The following is a 19,567-nucleotide window of genomic DNA, read 5'->3' on the forward strand; positions in this document are numbered from 1 at the left end:
AAGGGATGGTTACATGCGTAGGACGGGTGATTTAAAGCTGATCCAGGAACTGAATCGCTCCATCATATTCGATACGATCCGTCATTACGGGCCCATTTCCCGGAGTGAAATAGCGAAGCGGAACAAACTGAGTCCTACTACCGTGACCTCGGCTGTCAGTGAGTTGATTCGTGACTCGTTCGTATGCGAGGTGGGAACAGGAGAGTCAAATGGCGGACGCAAACCGATATTGGTCCAGTTTTCTCCTAATAGTCGCTTTCTGATCGGCATTTCGATCTCTGGCTCGAAGATTACGATTGCCGAGATGAATCTGGAAGCTGCGGTCAAACGAAAGGAAGTTCACTCAATCAAGCAGTACCAAGGGGAGAGTGTCCTCGCTTATTTGATGGACATCATTGAGCAATTTTTGCGTGGAGCCGTGAGTCTGGAGACATGTATGGGAATCTCGATTGTCACTCAAGGCATCGTGGACTCGGTCCATGGGGTGATTCGCTATAATCCGAAGCTCCGCTTGCAGAACGCCCCTGTGAAAGAAATGATCGAGCAGCGTTTCCAGTTGAAAACCTGGCTGGATAACGACACGAACGCGTATTTGCTCGCAGAGAAGACTATCGGGGATTTCAGTCATTATCAAAACATGCTGTACGTCACGATTGGGGATGGATTGGGAGCGAGTATTTTGATGAACGGTTCCATCTACAGGGGCTTTAAAGGCGGGGCCGGTGAGTTCGGTCATACCACGATTGATCGGGCAGGTGTGCGGTGCGACTGCGGAAATGTTGGCTGTCTGGAAAATTACGTGAGCTGGCCAACGATTTACTCCAAGCTGGTCTCCTCGCTTGCGAAAGGAAAGACGAGCCGCATCTCGGATTTGGTGGAGCAGGATGTTGGCCGGATTACTCCTGCGGTGTTTCGTCAGGCTTTGGCAGAGCAGGACCCGCTTGCGGTCAGCATTTTAGAGGAAACCGCTTCTTATTTGGCTTCGGGGCTGGTCAATCTGATTCATTTGTTCAATCCGGAAGTCATGATTCTGGGCGGCGAGATTGCCTTCGAAAATGAGCTGTTGATCGCAAAAGTAAAAGACTACGTGGGGGAATACGCGCATGGAATCCTGACGGAGGAATTGGAGATTCGACCGAATTCGTTGGGTGAAAATGTAGAGGTCGCTGGAGCTGCCGCTGTTTTATTGCAGGATACGTTTCAGTTTTCGCTATAAGGGTTGTGTCAAGCAGTCCACAAAGCTCGAGGAGAGGGGGCGCGGGATCATGGTAAAGGTTGTGGTGGCAAGGGAAGCAGGAACAAGCGTCAAAGAGTCACAGGCTTGGCTTCGGATCAAAGAAGCAGAGCTTGTAGGTGTGGCAGATAGCTTGTCTTCTTTGCGTGAAATCTTGCAGGGAACAGAAGTGGATATCGTGGATATTCGCTCGATTACGGACAGTGCTGACTCATGGGTGACGCTTGCTGCCCAGGAGGGAAAGCATATTTTATGCGCAGACGGCTCTGCTCTAGGGCGTGAACGAATCAGTTTGTGCGATCAGCATGAGATCGTGCTGCAATTCGCAAATACACTGCGTTTTGCCCCAGAATACGAGCAAGCCCACGAGCAAATAAAGAATAGGGCCATAGGCAAAGCAGGCGTCATTCGCGTGCGAAGAGGTGCTCCTGCATCGGCTGAAAATGTAGGGAAATGCATATTTCAATCGCTTGGAATACGTGAATTCGATTGGCTGCGCTGGACGTTCGGCGAGGTTGAGCGCGTGATGGCACGAGAGGTTAAGCGCACGAATGAGTCAGGACAGATCGTCCATTATGCGCTTGTCATGCTCCGAATGGCAAGTGGGGCAATTGCGCATGTAGAGCTATCTTGGGCGGAAGGGGCCGAACATGCTTCCTTTGAGCTTACCGGTGATCAAGGAATGATTGCGCATGATAGCCGGGAAAGCACCCCCATTCGCTGGAGTCGGGGAGAGCAGTTTCTTTCGACAACATTCCCTGGGATGGACCTGATGCAGCGACAGCGGGAGCATTTCATTCGCTGTGTACAGAAACAGGAAGTGCCACGTCTGCATTCTCGTGATCTGCTCGCTGCTCTCGATGTCGCTTTGGCGGCGAGAGAATCGGTCAAGACGGGACAACCTGTGAAGCTCATGCACGGAGGTGACGAGGGATGAAGGTAGGAATCATCAGCTTCGCCCATATGCATGCGCATAGCTACGCTTCTTATTTGCAAAAGCACACGGATGCGCAGCTGATAGCAGTCTGGGATGATGACTCGCGCCGTGGAGTGGAAATGGCGACTGCCTACCAGCTCGATTTTTACGAAGATCTGCAAGCTTTTTTACTATCTGGTATCGACGCGGTCATTATTTGCTCGGAAAATGCCAAGCACAAGGAGCACGTGATTGCGGCAGCACGAGCGAAAAAGCACATTCTGTGCGAGAAACCAATTGCTACCGAGATTGCGGATGCACGCGAAATGATTCAGGTCTGTAAAGAGGAAGGTGTCATGCTTCAGGTAGCCTATCCTGTTCGATTTGCACCCGTGATGGAAAACGTCAAACAGATCGTTCAGTCAGGTGCTCTCGGAGACATTCTCGCCATCGATGGCACGAACCACGGACAAATGCCAGATGGCTGGTTCATTGAAAAAGAGCTGTCTGGTGGCGGGGCAGCGACGGATCATATCGTCCATCTGATGGACCTCGTACGCTGGATGCTCCAAGACGAAGTAAAAAGCGTCTACGCTGAGCTGGACACACGCTTTTATGAGATTGAGGTAGAGGATTGTGGCTTGGTTTCCGTGGAAATGGAGTCTGGCGTGATCGTCGGAATTGATCCGAGCTGGTCGCGACCGAAAACGTTCCCGACGTGGGGAGATGTGACGATGCGGATTGTCGGCACCAAAGGCACGTTGGACGTCGATGTGTTCAAGCAACAAGTGCTCTATTACAATGACCGCGATTCGAAGCTGCAAAATGTACCTTGGGCTGTGGATATGGATGAGCGGCTTATTGCCGATTTTGTGCAAAATGTCAGGGAAGGCCGACCTCCGTCAATTACAGGAGAGGATGGACTGCGCACACTCGAAGTGGTGAAGGCAGCCTATGAATCCCAGCGTCTCAAGCAAGTCGTGACTATCAACAAGGTGCATTTCTCATCATGATGAGCAGTAGCCTTTCTATACAATAAACCGAATGAGGTGGAACGGATGAAAATTGGATTGAGCACTTACAGTCTACTGACAGTAATCCGAGCTGGGGAAATGGATGTACTGGATGTCGTGCAATGGATCGCCGATAACGGCGGCGAACACATGGAAATCGTGCCATACGGTTTTACGCTGGTCGATAATGACGAATTGGCAGACGCTGTTCGGGATAAGGCAAAAGCGGTTGGGATTGAGCTGTCCAACTACTCGATGCCGACCAACTTTATTCAACCAGACGAAGAAGCCTTCGAAGCAGAAGTCGCACGTGTAAAAACACATGTAGATCTGCTGCACCGCATGGGTATCAAGCATATGCGCCACGATGTGTCCGCCTTTACTGTTCCCGTAGAGGAGACGACGATCGAGTACTTCGAAAAGCATTTGGCTGAGATGGTCGAGGGAAGCCGCCGAATCGCTGATTATGCCGCGCAATTCGGAATAACGACGACAATCGAGAATCACGGCTGGCTGGTGCAGGCAAGTGATCGCGTGCAGCGTGTCTTGCATGAGGTCAATCGTCCGAATTTCAAAACGACGCTGGATATCGGAAACTTCATGTGCGTAGATGAGTTATCGCTGGTCGGTGTGCAAAAAAATCTGCCTTACGCTTCGCTCGTGCATTTCAAAGATTTCTATTTCCGGCCGTCCTACCATGATCCAGGCGCAGGCAAATGGTTCAAGACCGTCAATGGCAACTTCCTGCGTGGAGCAATAGTCGGCCAAGGCGACATCAACATCCGTGAGGTCGTCAAGCTGGTGAAGCAATCCGGCTATGATAGCTATATCACGGTCGAGTTCGAAGGCATGGAGGATTGTCGAGAAGGGTCCAAGATTGGGATGGACAACCTGCGACGTTTTTGGGACGAGGTGTAAAACGGTAATAGATCAAACGGCATTTGGGGTGTCCCAAACTGCCGTTTTTTCTTTGGACCAAAAATAAAAAACCTCTCCTTTATCAGGAGAGGTGATGGAGACATTAGAAGGATTGCGAAGTTTTTGGATTCGCACCGTATTTGTTGTCTCCTTCGCCGTCTTTGCACAAGAATATGAGCAAAACAATTGCGCCGATTAAAGGAATAAACGAGAGAAGGATCCACCAACCGCTTTTTCCAGTATCGTGCAATCGGCGTGCAGTTACACTCAAACTAGGCAGTAAAACAGCTAATGAATAGATCATGCCCAAAATAGATCCTGTACCAATTAAGTAGTCTACGAGAGCAATTACCATAGATACGATGATGTTGAACAAAGTAAACATCCAATATTCTTGACGTCTAGCTCTTCCTTCAAAGGCAACATATTTCTTCAATACACTTGTATACCAATGCATGATAATTTCCCCCTTTCTTCTAAATTTTGACACACTTCGATATTTTATCACTAAACCAAGGGGATTAGAACCATATCCTGTAAAGTTTTACTAATGCTATTGAATCATTTTTGTGTAGGACAAAAGTAATGGGTATTTATGAACGAGGTGGAGGAAAAAGTAAGAGCGAACGAGTTTTGGATGCTACCACAGGGGGAAATGCGCTTGGAACAAAAAACAGAACAAAACGTTACGCTGCATGGCTTCAACAATTTGACTAAGTCACTCAGCTTCAACATGTATGACATTTGCTACACAAAAACAAAAGCGGAACGGGAAGCGTATATCGAATACATAGATGAACAATACAATGCAGAGCGATTGACGAATATCCTGAAAAACGTGTCGGATATTATCGGCGCACATGTACTGAATGTCGCCCAACAAGATTATGTACCACAAGGTGCGAGCGTCACTGTTCTTGTATCCGAGGGGCCAGTTGTAGAAGTCCCTACTGAATCATATGAGGAATCTCCCGGACCTTTGCCAGAAAATGTGGTGCTGCAATTGGACAAGAGCCATATTACGGTGCATACGTACCCCGAGTACCATCCAACGGAGGGCATCAGCACATTCCGGGCCGATATCGACGTATCGACCTGTGGCGAGATTTCTCCGCTCAAAGCACTCAATTATTTAATTCGTTCGTTTGATACAGACTTGATGACAATTGATTACAAGGTGCGCGGTTTTACCCGGGATATACATGGATACAAGCTGTTTATCGATCACGACATCAGTTCGATCCAAAATTATATTCCCGAGGAAATTAAGGTATTGTTCCACATGATTGATGTGAATGTGTACCAAGATAATATTTTCCACACCAAATGCAAGCGCAGGCAATTTGATCTGAACAATTATTTGTTCGGATACACGAAGGATAAGCTGACACCGGAGGAGCAGGAGGATATTACGAAGCAATTACAAATAGAGATGGACGAGATTTACTATGGGAAAAATATTGTGAATTAATGAGGAAGCCTTCTCAGATTGGGGAGGCTTTTTTTCGTAGCTGTAGTGGGGGAAAGAAGCGCATTTCCAGTCTACGCTTCGGCCTCCGCCCCGCAAGGGGGATTGACTGTCCGATTCGGAATGAATGGCGGGAGCGCTTCAAACGTAGACAGTTTCGAGGAAGTATCTCATAAGTGAAGCTGAAAACCCCCGCCATTCATTCCGAAGCTAGGTAGGGCTCCAGAGGCGCTTGGACTGGAAATGCGCTTCTTTCCTCGCAGCTTTTTTTCTAGAACGCTGTTCCAAGCTTAAAAGTGAAATACTTCATGCAGATTACACAAGATGCTGAAACAAAGATCATCTCCCACAAAAGACTTCCAGACATAACTGCCAAAAAGATCCAATCCCCCGAAATAATCCTGTGCTGTTCGAAAGTCATGTGGCATGGCTTCTCCCGACCTCAAAAGTGGGAGGTCTTCGTTCTTTTATCTTTTCGAAGGGTTGGGTTCAGATAGTATGCCCGAATCTCCTCCAGCGTTTTTCTAGCAGGCTGCACGAATTCGCGGTCCCAATCTTCCGGAGGGGAATCCAGCGAGATGCCCTTTTCTTGCAAGGTTCGAAACAGCTCCTTATCCGCTTGCGTAGGTATCCACCACGTGTAGACGGGATTCGTTTTGCCATTGAGAAACGATTCGAACATAAATTTCACATAGGTAGCTGTAGAGAGTTCGCCGTAATTGACGTCGAATTCAGGCTCGGGTGCCGGATAATCCTCTGGATAGCGGAACGGGCCAAAGTGAATGGAAATACCGAGAAAGCCGACAGGTGGAATGTTGTTTCCATACCCCGGAAGGGAGAACGGCAGATCGGCTGCGAAGTGCAGACGAATCATGACGGAGTTGATGAATTGCCGTTCGAAGAAACTTTCTTTTTGCCAAATGCCGAGTTCTCGTGAAAGCGTATCCCAGTGAATAATGGACGTATTGTGCGCGAGCCAGAAGGAGGACGACATCTGTTCAAACGTTTTGTAAAATTCCTCGTCGTGATTATGGAATGGATCGATCATGTCGAACAGGCTGAAGCACCCGTGTTTTCTCCTCCATTTTTGCGCGATGATCAGAAAATCAATCAATCGTTGGATTCGCAGCTCGGGGCTGCTCTCATTATTGGCAAACAGATACGTAGCTTCTATCAAATCGGCAGTGAAGTTGCCGTTAACAAAATCCCAGTAATTGATTTCACCAGCTTCTACGCGTTCTTCATTAATCCGCTTCGTGTCCGTTTCCCATCGCGCAAAGGTGGTGACATCAATGCCGAAATAAAGCTCAGGCAAGAGATCGCCAAAAATATGGAACCGATAAGGGCTGGACTGCTGGAACCAAGTTTTGATGAAGTCCAAGCGAGAAGAGGGAGACACGACTGCGGCCCGCTCCACATAGCTCGTTTTGGCAACGGTTGACTCGAATTCTTCAACGGATGAGGCGATCGCCACGAAAGGGGCTGCTGAGGTCAAGAAGTCCATTCCGTCTTCGTCGTTGTCGTATTGCACAATCATGTGCTGGAAGGTTGCCTCAGCCAAGGGAGATAACACGAGCTGATTCCAACGATGTGCGGTTGTATCGTCAATAGCACCGATGACGACGACGGGTTTGTCTGATTCCCCGCGAAAAGAAATAGAGGCACCGTTTTGGACAAAGATCTTGTTTTGGCAGCGTACGTTGATGGAGGTACCTGCTTCAAAGCTGATTGAAGTTCCAGCAGTTATGATGGCATCCTCTGGTCCGATCATGTACGGACCATTTTCTGCGGTAAGTTCCTCCGATTGATGGATGATCCCCGATAGGCGTTTGTACTTATCCACGTGCAGTTGATAGATGTGCTGCGGGTCTGGATCAGGCCCAATCGTCAGTTGCACGTAGTAAAGACCATCCTCCTCCGGAAAAAAAGGAAGGATGATGGGGGCGTTCGTACTATATTCAGCTTCTGCGAGTTTGGTTCGATGGATGTCATAGATTCTGAGGGTAGTCAAAGGATGCGTCAGGTTACTCATATGGATTTCAATAGCGTCTGTAGAAGCAAGAAAGAGCTTGTACATCTCCACCTTGGCTTCAAGGTTAGGAGAAGCTTTTCGGATGCGTTTGTCCGTTTCCAAAATAGTTGTAAACGAGCTGACGGTCATGTAAAACAGGCTCCAATCAAAAAGGTATAGGTATAATGGAATAGTCCACTAGTAATTGACGCCTGAATATAGAAAAAGTTTTGAGTTTAGCAGGGGCTTTTGGTCTAGAAAATAAGAAAAAGGATAGGGGTCAGATGATTTCTGACGATCCTATCCTTCTTCATATGGGAGAAATTCTTTATTTACCGCCCGCCTGCGTGAGCATTTCAATCATTTCTTTGTAGCCATGCTTCTTCGCATGCCCGAGAGGCGTTACGCCATCGTGATCAGCGAGATTGACAGTTGCTTTGTGCTCGATCAGGAGCTTCACGATTTCCTGATGCTTCTTACCACCGTCGCCCAAAATCACTGCTTCTAAGAGAGCGGTCCAGCCCAATTTGTTGACGTGATCAATGTTGATATCAGAGGTGGTGAGCAGTTCCTTGACGATCTCGACATGTCCACGATCAGCTGCTGGAATCAAAGCCGTTCCGCCAAAACGGTTCGTAATGGTCGTGTCGGTACCTGCTGCTATCGAGGATTTTACGAATGAGAGCTGGCCTGCTGCGCTTGCGAAGAGCAGGGGATTGTCTAAGTTGTTGTCTCGGATGTTGATGTTGGCGCCGTGTGTAACCAACAAGTTGAAAATGTCGAGTTGAGCAGTGTGGACCGCGATCATCGCAGAGGTACGGCCCCTACTATCGGTAGCGTCAATATCCGCCCCCTCTGCAAGCAGCCTCTCAATCGCTGCTTTGTCTCCTTGACTGGTTGCTGTCAATAAGGCTTGATTCAGCTTATCCATTTCAACTTTCACCGCCTGGGTTGCTTGCTGCTCGCCACTCGCTAAAAGGGTTTTCCAATTCATCTCACACCCAGTCAGAGCGATGGCGATCGTCATAAGACCAATACGCAGTATAGCGAGCCCACACCTTTCTTTTGATTTGGATACCTGCATCACACAAAAGAGGTAGTTCATAAAGTCATCTTTTGATCACGAAGTAGTTTTGAGAGCAAACTCGGCATCGAAAGTAACGTTCACCTTCGAAGTCCGGTGCTCATGTAGGTTTCCTACACTCCGCTCCTCCTTCTTCAGGTTCTCGTTACTTTCTCGGTACTGAAAAGCCGACTTTTTGAACACTCACACAAAGACTACTCCACTGTCAGCTCAGCAGAAGATTTGCCAGCCCAATCGCCGACAGGTGTTACCGTGTATGTGGTATCTGCTTTCAGTTTACCATCCTGCTGGATGTCAAACACGCCTGTGGTACCTTTGCGGCTGGAATATTTGTACGTCGCCAGCAGTTTTTCTCCGTCTGCACTAGTGAGTTCTACGCTGCGTCCGGAGAACAGCTCGTCTCCCGGGTCCTCTGTCAGGGTAATGGTGATAGAAGTTTCACTAGCTGCTTTAGCTTCGCTGATTTCGAGCGGAGCGATTTCTTTTGCGACGAAGGTAGGATTCGCGATATTCGCCCAGTCGGACGTAATGGTGTACGTAACGCCCGGAGTCAGGACTTGTCCTTCTGGGAGACGGAATTTAATTTCTTGCTTGCCGTCTGTTGATTGTGTGAAAGGCACGTATTTCGCTACGATTGGTTGTCCGCCTTCCGGTGTAATGGTCACTTGTCTTGCCTGCATGGAAGGAATGATTTGATACGTTTTGCCGTCTGCACTGTTGTTTTGATCCAGCACCAATGCATTTGCTCCACGTCCGCCGCTGTAGGCAGAGATGATGTATCCGTAATCAAGGACACCATGTGCACGCAAGGACTCGACTTCAAACGTGTCGTTTGTTACTTGTCGTACTTCCGTCATGTCGATCTTGGTTGCGTTGCCTTGGAAGGTGCCCGCCTTTTTCCCTTTGTAAGTCAGCTCGTAGGTGGTTCCTGGTTTTTGAACCGAGGTCGGCACAATGTAAGTATTGGTAGAACCCGTTTTCAGACGGGGCATGTTAGTCAGTGTCAGACCTTCGCTGAAGACAAAGTCTTCTTTTGCTTTTGCAAATGCTTCGTTTTCTGCGGTCAACGGAGCGTCGAAGGTCACAATCAATGTAATTTCGTTCAAGGCTTGTACATTCGTAATGCTCGCTTTGTCAGAAGGCATCGCCTGACGAGCCGTATTCAACAGATAAGCGGCTTCGCCGCGAGTAGCGGTGCTGTCTGCTGAGAAGAAGCGTTCTGCCCAGTAGTTAACGGACTTCGCATCGCGCTTGAGCGCTTTTGCAACGACTTGAGTGAGCTCAGCATCCGTTACAGTTCCACGCGGATCGAACTTGCCATCTTTAGCTTGCATAATATCAAGAGATACCAGGTCAACCGCGTATTTGTAGAACCAATCATTTGTTTTCACATCCGTGAAGGTTACGGATTTATCTGTTTTGCCGCCTTGCAAACCAAATGTGTGCGAGACCATTTTTGCCAGTTCAGCGCGCGTAACTTGATTGTGAGCGTTGGAGTTGCTTTGCATCACTTGCAGCTTGGCGAGCTCACTAACCGCTTTTTGAATTTCTTGTGCACTCAGGGGAGTGGAAGCTGCTTGCACGTTCAGTACAGCGTAAGGAAGGGATGCTGTGCCCAAAACAGTGGCGAGCATCATGATTGCAATTTTATTGGAAAACTTTCTCATCGGTTGGTCCTCCTTTAGAGTCAGTTGTTACTTGATTACCTATAGGATAGACGAGAGACCTAAACTGCCAAGAAACAAGAGATTAATAGAATCTAAAAAAGTTCTTAAAAAAAGATAAAAAACCCCCAGCTTTGACGTAGAGCGGAAAATCCGTCCTCGTTTTCGCTGAAGGTTTTTGTAATGATCATGGTGTTCACGCTTAGACAGTAAATCGGTAACCGGCACCCCAGACCGTCTCGATATACTGCGGGTTGGACGGATCGACTTCGATCTTTTCACGCAGCTTGCGAATGTGCACCGTAACGGTCGCGATATCTCCGCTGGAATCCATGCCCCAGATTCGTTCGAACAGCTCATTTTTGTTAAAAACTCGATTCGGGTGTGTCGCTAAAAATTCAAGCAGATTGAATTCTCTTGTCGTGAAAATGACTTCCTGATTGCGTACATAGACTCTTCGGGATACTTTGTCGATGACGAGACCGCGAATGTGAATCTCTGCGTTCGATGGTTGAGGTTGTCGGGCTGTCAAACGCTCGTATCTTGTCAGATGGGCTTTGGCTCTGGCTACTAATTCGCTTGGACTAAACGGCTTTGTAATATAGTCATCGGCACCGAGATTAAAGGCGCGGATTTTATCGATCTCTTCTTTTTTGGCGGAGACGATCAGGATCGGCACTTCCTTGACTTGTCTGATCTGGCTGCACAATTCGAAGCCGTCCATGCCCGGAAGCTGCAAATCAACGATGATCAAACTGTAGTCGCCATTGATGGCAAGCGGCAAGCCCTCGCTGCCAGAGTGGCATAAATCGACCTGAAAGCCGTTCAGTTCAAAATAATCCCGCTCCAGCTGAGCGATGGTCGTCTCATCTTCAATGATAAGGATGCGTGAAGACATGGGAATGTGCACCTCCTATTGTTTGTGGGTACGTTTTAACGTAAAGAACAGGCTGGTACCTACTCCTTGCTTGCTCTCCACCCAGATGGTGCCACCGTGACCCTCGACGATCTGGCGCGCGATGGAGAGTCCGAGACCGCTACCGCCCGTGGCAGAATTACGGGATTGCTCCACCCGATAAAAGCGTTCGAACAGGTGAGGAATGGCTTCTTGCGGGATACCGATGCCGTTGTCTTTTATTTCAATGGTCGCCCATTGGTCGTCCGCTTGAACCGAGACGTAGATGATTTTCTCAGGCTTATCCATGTATTTTTGCGAGTTGCCAATAATGTTTAAGACAGTGCGCTTAATTTTTTCCAGATCGGCGATGACCAGGGTGCCTTCGGCTGTACGCTTATTCCACTGAATCGTAATGCCCTTCTTTTCCAGATCGTAGTGTAGCTCGTCGATACAATCATCCAAAAACCGCACGATATCTACATGTTCGAACGTAAAGGGTACTTGTTTCAGATCGAGCTTGGAGTAGAGAAACAGCTCATCGACGAGCATGTCGAGGTCTACTGCTTTGGAGTAAATGATGTTCACGTACTTGTCCATTTTCTCCGGGGTATCAGCTACGCCATCGCGGATTCCCTCGATGTAGCCTTTGATATTGGTAATCGGTGTACGCAAATCATGCGAGATGTTGGAAATCAATTCTTTGCGGCTTTCTTCGTCCGCAAGGCGCAGCTGCACAGATTCCTGCAATCGTTTGCGCATGTTTTCGAACGCTTCGTTCAGTTGTCCAATCTCGTCCTTCGTGTGCAGATAAAGCTCAAAGTCCAGATTGCCTTCCTTGATGTACTCAGCCGAATTGCGCAGTAAATCAAGCGGCTTGACGACGCTGCGGGTGATCCAGCGGTACAACAAGACGTTTGCAATGACAATGACGCCGAGGAGGAGGAACACGAGAATCGGCAGCAGTTTGCGGATAACCTCACCAAAGGGACTGCGTTCGCGGATTACAAAGACACTGCCTTTTGCGCCATCTGAAAACTTGAAGTCAAACTTGGCATACGCATAAAATCTTTCGCCGATGTTGAACGTGTTGCGAATCTGGTTGTTGTTCAAGTCATAGGGGGGCAAGCTGTTTTCCAGCTCGGGCTGATTGATGGTTGGGGAGGCAAAGACTTGATTACTCTCCCTGCGGACATACAGGCCGGCTCGTACCGTTTTTAGCTTGAAATCGTAATCGGCAAGCAGCTCCTGGTTTTGCAACTGATCCGGTTCATTCTTGGCGAGATATTTCAATTCAAGGAAAATATTCTCTTCTTGTTCAGTCAGCGGATTGAGCTGATAATGCACTTTATAAAAGTCGCGAAAGCTGTTAATGTCGCCTGTCGCCGCAATTGTAAATAGGCTGGCGGCTACGAAAAACGTCAGCAAGCTGATTACTAGCATCCCTGTGTAAGAGAGCAGCAGCTTGATACGGATGGACATGGACTCACCTACTTTCGATAGGGTGAAAATAAATATGCAAGATGACAAGTCCATTATATACAAGACGTCCAGCTGGTAAAGCATAATTACTTGGAACTCGGTCAAAATCAGTTATACTAGCAAGTAAGAAAACGAGAGCTTTGGATGAATGGAAAGGACGGGGATACTCATGAAAGTAGCAATTGCCCAACTTACAGCGACGATGGATAAGACGCAAAATTTGCAAAAAGCAGCCGATTACATCGCAAAAGCAAAAGTAGCAGGGGCAGATTTTGTCATCTTGCCTGAAATGTACAGTGCACCTGCCACGCCAAAATCAGGGGTAACGCCAGCAGAGGTAGCGGAAAAGCTGGATGGTCCATTTGTCTCTGGCTTGGCAGAGCTTGCTCGGGAGCATGGAGTTTATGTGGTTTGCGGTGTGTTTGAATCGATCGAGGGTGATGAAAACCGAGCTTACAATACGACTGTTTTTCTAGGCCGTGAAGGACAGCTGCTGCACGCGTACCGCAAGACACATTTGTACGATGCCTTTTCCTACACAGAATCGGACTTCATCGCGCCTGGGGATAATCCGTATCAAGTGGTGGAAACGGAATTCGGCAAAATCGGGCTGATGGTTTGCTACGAGGTGCGCTTCCCGGAAATCGCGAGACAGTTTGCGCTCCAAGGTGCTGATATTTTGTTTGTGCCAGCAGGCTGGGTAGCCGGAGCGATGAAAGAGGATCACTGGGAGACGCTGGTTCGTGCGCGTGCCATTGAAAACACGATGTTTGTATGTGCGGCTGATCAGGTCGGAAATATTTTTGCTGGACGGAGCATGTTCGTCGATCCGATGGGTGTCGTGATCGCCAGTGCAGGGGAAGAAGAAACATTATTGATCACAGAACTGGATGTAAGTCGGATTGAACGAGTACGGGGCAAATTGCCAAGCGTAGCCAACCGCCGCGCGGAACTGTATACCAATTAAATGCCTATGCACACTTTCTCTTTTGTTCAATATGATGGTAATAGATAACTAGTCATTATTTTGGACCTTATGTAAGCGTCACCATCATGAGAGAGGGAGTGTGTACGAATGTTCTGGTTCGTATGGGCTGTCGTCGGTGTGGTCGTTTGGTGGGCAATGAGCTTGATCTGTACAGGAAAAGCGGCAGGATCGGGCTGGTGGGCTTCGCTCATTGCTGCTCTTTTGGGTAGCTGGCTGGGCGATTTGGTACTGGGTGATTGGCTGTGGATGTGGGCCGGCTTCAACGTCATTGCCGGAGCCATTGGTGCGGTCATCCTCACCTGGCTGTGGAATGTGGTGGTGAAGCAACTGAAATAAGCGAAACGATTTCGTATTACTAACGAATCAGGAATCGTCCAAAGGGGCGGTTCCTGGTTTTTTCTTTGGTCACTTTATATGTGGCTGCGGTGGGGAGAAGAATATTTCCAGTCTAGGTTTCAGTGCTCCGTCCCACTGTGGGAATAGACTGCCCACTGCGAAGGGCTTAGCGGGGAAACGCAAAAGTGGTAGCCGCTACGTCGCGTGGGCACGGTTGCGTTTCTATTTCCCGCTAATCCCTTCTCCGCTCGGTAGGACTTCACAATTCGCTACGTCTAGAGATATTCTTCTCTAGCGTAACGAGAGTGCATTCTTCAATCTTTTAAAGCGTTAAAAACTCGTTTAGAACGGATAGCTCGTAGAGGAAACAGGAGAAAACAGCGAAGATCTTTGGTACACCGACCGAGACGCAATGCGAAAAGCGAAACACGTTCTTAAGCGTCCACCTCTGAAATAACTTCGAGGAAGAGACCACTTTGGACGCGGTTTCGCTTTTTGCATGGAGTCGGGCAGTCAATCCCACAGCGGGTGGGACAAGAAGCTGAGCGTTTTCTCCTGTTTCCTCCCCACCACTACAGTTGGACAAGGTTTTTAAGACGTTATGTAAGACAGTTTGGAATAATACAAAAACAATTCATACTTGACCAGTAGGTATTGTTGGTAATATAACTATATTTATACCGAATACAATAATGAGAGGTACATAAAACGAAAGGGAGGGGAATATATGTCGACGTTACTGATCATCGTAAACATTGTTTTGTTGCTCTTATTCATTGCTGGATTGTATGCCATGCAAAAGAAGCATATTTCTTTTTCCAAGCGGGTATTTGTTGGTCTCGGACTCGGGATTTTATTTGGACTCATTTTGCAATACGTATACGGAGCCAAATCGGACGTACTTAAATCCACCATCGAATGGTACAACATTGTAGGTAAAGGCTATGTGAAGCTGCTTCAAATGATCGTAATGCCACTGGTATTCATCTCTATTTTATCGGCTTTCACCAAAATGAAATTAACCAATAACATTGGAAAAATCAGTACGCTGATTATCGGACTTTTGGTAGGAACGACTGCTGTCGCGGCAGCGATCGGGATTTCGACTACCTTGGCATTTAATCTCGACGGGGCACAATTCCAGCAAGGGGATGCGGAAGCGGCTCGGATTGAACAGGTGGAGCAGCGCTTGGGTGATATCCAGAACTTGAGCATGCCAGCCAAAATTCTGGAACTGCTTCCTGCGAATCCTTTCCTTGATCTGACTGGAGATCGGGCGACTTCTACGATTGCGGTCGTGATTTTCTCTGCGATTATCGGGGTTGCCTATTTAGGGGTAAAACGCAAAAATCCGGAGCAAGCTGAATTATTCGCGAAAATTGTGGATGCATTCCATACGATTATTATGCGTGTCGTGACTTTGATCTTGCGCCTGACGCCATATGGTGTACTGGCAATCATGATCAGAGTAGCAGCTACCAGCGATTACAATGCCATCTGGCAGCTGGGCAAGTTCGTTGTCGCTTCGTATGTGGCGATGATCATCATGTTTATCATCCATCTGTTGCTGTTGACGTTTGCAGGATTGAATCCAATCACCTATGTGAAAAAAGCATTCCCTGTCCTGACGTTTGCCTTCACTTCGCGTACCAGCGCGGGCGCGTTGCCGCTGAATGTAAAAACGCAGCAAAGCATGGGTGTTCCTGAGGGTATTGCCAACTTCGCAGGCTCCTTTGGACTCTCTATCGGACAAAACGGCTGCGCAGGGACGTATCCGGCCATGCTGGCCATCATGGTAGCACCAGTCGCAGGAATTGATCCACTGACACCATCGTTCATCTTGACGCTGATCGCAGTAGTGGCACTCAGCTCCTTCGGGGTTGCAGGTGTTGGGGGCGGAGCGACCTTTGCAGCACTGCTCGTTTTGTCCACGATGAATTTGCCGATTGCAATTGTCGGTCTGCTCATTTCCGTTGAGCCGTTGATTGACATGGGCCGCACAGCGCTCAACGTAAGCGGAAGCATGACGTCCGGACTCTTGACGAGTCGAGTGACAAAAGAGCTGGATACCAATGCTTACCACGGAAACGACCAAAAAACGCTGACTGTGTAAATGTAATGAAACAGGCTGTACCGTCTATTGTGACAGGTACAGCCTGTTTTGTTTGGGTTTTATGGTTTCATGAAACTCGTGAATCCAAAACGCTACGGAGAGGAAGAGAAAAACGGAGCGACCGGAGGCCTTGGCGTGCCTACCCAGTCGGAACGGAAAAAAGCGGTACACGCTTGTCGACCAACCTCTTCGCTGAGAAGCCCCCGCCCATCGGGTGGCTTTTGGTCGACGTACCGCTTTTTGGAGTGGAGACGGACATCTCCGCTTCCTCGCTGGCGTGCCACCAACGAAGGGAGCCCGTTTTTCTCTTCCCCACGACTATGTTCGCACAAGATGAGGTTTTCTTCCCTACGGATTAACCGAGGTGTATTTGAAGTACGCGCCTCCCAGTGGGAAGATGATGAAATCCTTCACCTTGTCGTTTTTCACATAAGGGCTACCGCGGAAGTTGATCGGAGCCAGCGGCATTTCCTCCATAAGAATCGTTTCCGCTTCTAGCAGGATTTTTTTGCGTGCGTCCAGATCAGGCTCGTTGTAGCTCTTGTCGATCAGCTCTTTGAACTTGGCATTTTCCCAATCCGGGTGGTTGTTTCCGCCCGTTTTGTCGCGGAACATCTCCAGGAAGTTGATCGGGTCGTTGAAGTCTGCCCCCCATTGGAAGCGGATCATGTCAAAGTTGGCTTGTGATCTCATGTCGCGGTACACCTTCAGCTCCGCTGTGTACAGCTTCACGTCGACGCCGAGTGCTTTTTTCCACTGATCTTGCAGGGCTTCAGCCAGCTTTTTGTTGGTATCATTCGTGTCAAAGGTGTAAGTGACAGTCGGGAAGGTCGAGAGTCCGAGCTCCTTCATGCCTTCTTCCAGCAGTGCTTTGGCTTTTGCCTGGTCTTCTTTAAAGTAGCCGTCTGCTTTTAATCCCATGGAAGTCGGTACCCAACCATAGGCAGCTGGAACACCCGTCTGCAAAATATTGTCGATGACTTCCTGACGGTTGATGGCATAAGCGAAGGCTTGGCGAATTTTTTTGTTGTTGAACGGTGGTTTATTTGTATTAAAAACAACGGATTGTGTGCCTGGATTATCCGCGACCATCAGCTTGCCCGCATCTTTGAGTGTAGGGATTGCGTCGGTCGGAAGTGTGGAGGCAGGATAGCCGCCCCAGTCGATGTCGCCATTTTCGAACATCGAGAACGCAGTATTGTTGTCCTCGATCATAGCGATTTCAATCCGGTCGAGCTTGACGTTGTTCTTATCCCAGTAGTTCGGATTTTTCGTAAAGACGATTCTGCTTTTGTGCTCCCACTTGTCCATAATGAATGGACCATTTCCCACGATTGTTTTCGCTTCATTCGCCCATTTCGGGTTTCCTTCCAGCGTTTTTTGATGCAACGGGAAGAGGGTCGGGAAGAAGGTTAGCTCACGGAAAAAGGGAGTCGGTGACTTCAGGTTGAACTCGACGGTGTAGTCGTCTACAGCCTTTACTCCTACATCCTCTGCTTTGCCTTTCCCTGTATTGTACTCCTCTCCTCCTTTAATGTAGTAAAGCTGATAGGCGTACTCGGACGCTGTTTTCGGATCGAGGTTGCGCTTGATCGCATAGACGAAATCATGGGCGGTGACAGGATCTCCGTTGCTCCATTTGGCGTCCTTGCGAATTTTGAAGGTGTAGTTCATGTAATCCGGCGAGTTGGTGAAGCTCTCAGCCGTAGCATTGACGAGCTGTCCATTCAGATCATAGCTGGTCAAACCTTCAAAGGCAGCGTAAATCATGTCAAACGAATCTGCGTCGACGGCGATCCCAGGGTCCATCGAAGGCGGTTCGCTGTTGATGCTCCATTTTAACACCATCGGCTCTGTTTTTGTCGCTTCTGCAGGTGTAGTGGAGCCAGTGGGTTCAGCAGGTGCGGAAGAATTCGAGCACCCCGCTAGTACCCCGAAAAGCAAGGTAAGACAGGTTGCGATTGCCAGTCCCTTTTTCATAAATACCCCCTTAAAAATGATAGAAAACGTATATTCAGAATATTTGCTTGCGTTTTCGATAGCAAAGGAATTTTTTTAATTTCTCGATAAAAAATATTTACTTAGGTCATGGATAGATAGGAACGGTGGTATGAAATTAATTGATTTTTCTTGAAAATTTACTCACTTTTAAAAATATGGTATATTTTGGTAGATGTTAATGATAGGAGAGGTGGGAATCACTATGTTCAAGAAAATGGTTTTTTCAGCATTAAGTGTAGCCGTATTTTCTGCAGTGCTAACGTCTCCGATTCAAGCCACTAGTGTTGGTGGGCAGAAAGAACAATCATTAGCTGCTGCCAGATGGAGTTCAGATGAGGAATGGATTAAAAAATCTTCTCCTGTTCCACCGGGGTGGGTCGTCATTCGTGAAGACCTAGGTTCAAAGCTAATTAAAAATACAGCAGGTGCTCCCTATGGTGAGGAATTACGAGTTAGCAAATATTCTCCCGTTCCAGTGGGATGGGTAGTTTTAAGAGATGAAGTAGCTGGTCGGGTGATAAAATATGTAATAGGAGCATCTTATCGTACGGAGTTCAATGTGACCAAGTTCTCCCCTATTCCAACTGGATGGGTTGTATCACGAGAAAATTATGATAGCAAAACGATCATGAATGTCGTTGGTGCTCCTTATGGAACCACATTATTAGTAAGTAAATATTCACCTGTTCCACCAGGCTGGATTTACGAGGGACAAGTGGCTAATGGCAAGTACATTAAAAACTTGAATCGCTATTAGTCGTATAAAACATAAATCTTCGAAATCAACCTAATAAGGGAAAATTTTTCATAGAAAGAACTGATGGATAAGGTGTATATACCCATCAGTTCTTTTTAATTACGATAAAAAGCGATTCAAACCCGATTTTAGCGCTTTGCCCATTGACAAAAAAATACAGATGGATTACATTTCAAGTTGTTAAGTACTTAACTAAATAAGGGGGGAAGAGCATGGCAGATGATCTCGAAACGTATGTAAACCAGCCCCCTTTACGGACAAAAGCATTCTTTTCCTTGGTAGACGCCACCACAGATTTGGTGGGACTCTCAGAAAAATATTGGCATGCAAAAGGCATGAACGGTGCAAGAATCCGACTATTGGTAGAGATCGCGAAGCATGGTGACAGTATCCTGCCTTCACGCTTGGCAGCGTGCATTGGAGTGACGAAGGCCAACATTAGTCTTTTGCTTGCACCACTGGAAACAGACGGTCTGATACACCGGGCTCCCCATCCCAAAGACGGCAGAAAATCCGTAATCTCACTGACGGAAGCAGGTAAACAGCTTCTTTTCGAGCACCTTCCGGGGAATCGCCAGATAATTGCAGAGGGGCTAAGACGACTGGAGGAGCAGGAGCTGCATCAACTGATTTTTTTATTAGAGAAAATAAGGCAAAGTGTGAGATGAACTTTGAGCCACAGGGGAA

The 19,567-nt window shown here is 47.9% G+C and carries 17 protein-coding genes; 10 read left to right on the forward strand and 7 right to left on the reverse strand.

What is annotated here, in order from left to right:
* Nucleotides 1–13 precede the first annotated feature (13 nt).
* Genes HPY27_RS11290 through HPY27_RS11305 form a run of 4 tightly spaced genes read left to right on the forward strand, consistent with a single transcriptional unit; the run spans nt 14 to nt 4,081 of the window.
* Nucleotides 14–1,216, forward strand: coding sequence for an ROK family transcriptional regulator (locus HPY27_RS11290; RefSeq protein WP_173622687.1), 1,203 nt, complete (start codon nt 14–16; stop codon nt 1,214–1,216).
* A 49-nt stretch (nt 1,217–1,265) separates the two neighbouring features.
* A complete protein-coding gene (locus HPY27_RS11295) occupies nt 1,266–2,171 on the forward strand; it encodes a Gfo/Idh/MocA family protein (RefSeq protein ID WP_017249928.1) in 906 nt (301 codons plus the stop codon).
* Nucleotides 2,168–3,163 carry a Gfo/Idh/MocA family protein gene (locus HPY27_RS11300; protein ID WP_174225026.1) on the forward strand — a complete coding sequence of 332 codons (996 nt, stop codon included), beginning with the start codon at nt 2,168–2,170 and terminating at the stop codon, nt 3,161–3,163. Before HPY27_RS11295 ends, HPY27_RS11300 begins: the two co-directional genes overlap by 4 nt.
* A gap of 45 nt (nt 3,164–3,208) precedes the next feature.
* Nucleotides 3,209–4,081 carry a sugar phosphate isomerase/epimerase family protein gene (locus HPY27_RS11305; RefSeq protein WP_174225027.1) on the forward strand — a complete coding sequence of 291 codons (873 nt, stop codon included), beginning with the start codon at nt 3,209–3,211 and terminating at the stop codon, nt 4,079–4,081.
* Nucleotides 4,082–4,184: 103 nt separating this feature from the next.
* Here HPY27_RS11305 and HPY27_RS11310 read toward each other — a convergent pair whose 3' ends face one another.
* Nucleotides 4,185–4,538, reverse strand: coding sequence for a DUF805 domain-containing protein (locus HPY27_RS11310; protein ID WP_017249931.1), 354 nt, complete (start codon nt 4,536–4,538; stop codon nt 4,185–4,187).
* A 198-nt stretch (nt 4,539–4,736) separates the two neighbouring features.
* On the opposite strand from HPY27_RS11310, the gene speD reads away from it, so the two are divergent.
* Nucleotides 4,737–5,552, forward strand: coding sequence for an adenosylmethionine decarboxylase (gene speD / locus HPY27_RS11315; protein ID WP_371814324.1), 816 nt, complete (start codon nt 4,737–4,739; stop codon nt 5,550–5,552).
* A gap of 439 nt (nt 5,553–5,991) precedes the next feature.
* Here speD and HPY27_RS11320 read toward each other — a convergent pair whose 3' ends face one another.
* The 5 genes from HPY27_RS11320 to HPY27_RS11340 form a co-directional block, all read right to left on the reverse strand.
* Nucleotides 5,992–7,710, reverse strand: coding sequence for a hypothetical protein (locus tag HPY27_RS11320; protein ID WP_173622690.1), 1,719 nt, complete (start codon nt 7,708–7,710; stop codon nt 5,992–5,994).
* Between the two features lie 178 nt (nt 7,711–7,888).
* Nucleotides 7,889–8,554: an ankyrin repeat domain-containing protein gene (locus HPY27_RS11325; RefSeq protein ID WP_174225133.1), complete on the reverse strand. Its 666-nt coding sequence runs from the start codon at nt 8,552–8,554 to the stop codon at nt 7,889–7,891.
* A 284-nt stretch (nt 8,555–8,838) separates the two neighbouring features.
* On the reverse strand, nt 8,839–10,311 hold the full coding sequence (locus HPY27_RS11330; protein WP_174225028.1) for an S-layer homology domain-containing protein: 1,473 nt from the start codon (nt 10,309–10,311) through the stop codon (nt 8,839–8,841).
* A gap of 199 nt (nt 10,312–10,510) precedes the next feature.
* Nucleotides 10,511–11,206 carry a response regulator transcription factor gene (locus tag HPY27_RS11335; protein ID WP_017249936.1) on the reverse strand — a complete coding sequence of 232 codons (696 nt, stop codon included), beginning with the start codon at nt 11,204–11,206 and terminating at the stop codon, nt 10,511–10,513.
* A 15-nt stretch (nt 11,207–11,221) separates the two neighbouring features.
* Nucleotides 11,222–12,685, reverse strand: a complete 1,464-nt coding sequence (locus HPY27_RS11340; protein ID WP_174225029.1) for a sensor histidine kinase — start codon at nt 12,683–12,685, stop codon at nt 11,222–11,224.
* Nucleotides 12,686–12,854: 169 nt separating this feature from the next.
* On the opposite strand from HPY27_RS11340, the gene HPY27_RS11345 reads away from it, so the two are divergent.
* From HPY27_RS11345 to HPY27_RS11355, 3 genes are all read left to right on the forward strand, one after another.
* Entirely contained in the window at nt 12,855–13,652 is a 798-nt protein-coding gene (locus HPY27_RS11345; RefSeq protein ID WP_173622693.1) for a carbon-nitrogen hydrolase family protein, read from the forward strand.
* A 108-nt stretch (nt 13,653–13,760) separates the two neighbouring features.
* A complete protein-coding gene (locus HPY27_RS11350) occupies nt 13,761–14,009 on the forward strand; it encodes a hypothetical protein (protein ID WP_173622694.1) in 249 nt (82 codons plus the stop codon).
* Between the two features lie 727 nt (nt 14,010–14,736).
* Nucleotides 14,737–16,122, forward strand: a complete 1,386-nt coding sequence (locus HPY27_RS11355) for an L-cystine transporter (protein WP_017249940.1) — start codon at nt 14,737–14,739, stop codon at nt 16,120–16,122.
* A 348-nt stretch (nt 16,123–16,470) separates the two neighbouring features.
* Here the strand turns inward: HPY27_RS11355 and HPY27_RS11360 are convergent, their stop codons facing one another.
* Nucleotides 16,471–18,102, reverse strand: a complete 1,632-nt coding sequence (locus HPY27_RS11360; RefSeq protein ID WP_174225030.1) for a peptide ABC transporter substrate-binding protein — start codon at nt 18,100–18,102, stop codon at nt 16,471–16,473.
* Between the two features lie 223 nt (nt 18,103–18,325).
* Here HPY27_RS11360 and HPY27_RS11365 point away from each other — a divergent pair, with 223 nt between their 5' ends.
* Nucleotides 18,326–18,880, forward strand: a complete 555-nt coding sequence (locus HPY27_RS11365) for a hypothetical protein (protein ID WP_174225031.1) — start codon at nt 18,326–18,328, stop codon at nt 18,878–18,880.
* A 212-nt stretch (nt 18,881–19,092) separates the two neighbouring features.
* A complete protein-coding gene (locus HPY27_RS11370; protein WP_173622696.1) occupies nt 19,093–19,548 on the forward strand; it encodes a MarR family winged helix-turn-helix transcriptional regulator in 456 nt (151 codons plus the stop codon).
* The last annotated feature ends 19 nt before the right edge of the window (nt 19,549–19,567 follow it).

Source organism: Brevibacillus sp. HB1.1 (genome assembly GCF_013332445.1).
Taxonomy (GTDB): Bacteria; Bacillota; Bacilli; order Brevibacillales; family Brevibacillaceae; genus Brevibacillus; species Brevibacillus porteri.

Excerpts from the sequence above, each read along its gene's own strand:
- HPY27_RS11290 (WP_173622687.1), top strand. The coding sequence starts at position 14 with ATGCGTAGGACGGGTGATTTAAAGCTGATCCAGGAACTGAATCGCTCC.
- HPY27_RS11295 (WP_017249928.1), top strand. The coding sequence starts at position 1,266 with ATGGTAAAGGTTGTGGTGGCAAGGGAAGCAGGAACAAGCGTCAAAGAG.
- HPY27_RS11300 (WP_174225026.1), top strand. The coding sequence starts at position 2,168 with ATGAAGGTAGGAATCATCAGCTTCGCCCATATGCATGCGCATAGCTAC.
- HPY27_RS11305 (WP_174225027.1), top strand. The coding sequence starts at position 3,209 with ATGAAAATTGGATTGAGCACTTACAGTCTACTGACAGTAATCCGAGCT.
- HPY27_RS11310 (WP_017249931.1), bottom strand. The coding sequence starts at position 4,538 with ATGCATTGGTATACAAGTGTATTGAAGAAATATGTTGCCTTTGAAGGA.
- speD (WP_371814324.1), top strand. The coding sequence starts at position 4,737 with ATGCGCTTGGAACAAAAAACAGAACAAAACGTTACGCTGCATGGCTTC.
- HPY27_RS11320 (WP_173622690.1), bottom strand. The coding sequence starts at position 7,710 with ATGACCGTCAGCTCGTTTACAACTATTTTGGAAACGGACAAACGCATC.
- HPY27_RS11325 (WP_174225133.1), bottom strand. The coding sequence starts at position 8,554 with ATGAATTGGAAAACCCTTTTAGCGAGTGGCGAGCAGCAAGCAACCCAG.
- HPY27_RS11330 (WP_174225028.1), bottom strand. The coding sequence starts at position 10,311 with ATGAGAAAGTTTTCCAATAAAATTGCAATCATGATGCTCGCCACTGTT.
- HPY27_RS11335 (WP_017249936.1), bottom strand. The coding sequence starts at position 11,206 with ATGTCTTCACGCATCCTTATCATTGAAGATGAGACGACCATCGCTCAG.
- HPY27_RS11340 (WP_174225029.1), bottom strand. The coding sequence starts at position 12,685 with ATGTCCATCCGTATCAAGCTGCTGCTCTCTTACACAGGGATGCTAGTA.
- HPY27_RS11345 (WP_173622693.1), top strand. The coding sequence starts at position 12,855 with ATGAAAGTAGCAATTGCCCAACTTACAGCGACGATGGATAAGACGCAA.
- HPY27_RS11350 (WP_173622694.1), top strand. The coding sequence starts at position 13,761 with ATGTTCTGGTTCGTATGGGCTGTCGTCGGTGTGGTCGTTTGGTGGGCA.
- HPY27_RS11355 (WP_017249940.1), top strand. The coding sequence starts at position 14,737 with ATGTCGACGTTACTGATCATCGTAAACATTGTTTTGTTGCTCTTATTC.
- HPY27_RS11360 (WP_174225030.1), bottom strand. The coding sequence starts at position 18,102 with ATGAAAAAGGGACTGGCAATCGCAACCTGTCTTACCTTGCTTTTCGGG.
- HPY27_RS11365 (WP_174225031.1), top strand. The coding sequence starts at position 18,326 with ATGTTCAAGAAAATGGTTTTTTCAGCATTAAGTGTAGCCGTATTTTCT.
- HPY27_RS11370 (WP_173622696.1), top strand. The coding sequence starts at position 19,093 with ATGGCAGATGATCTCGAAACGTATGTAAACCAGCCCCCTTTACGGACA.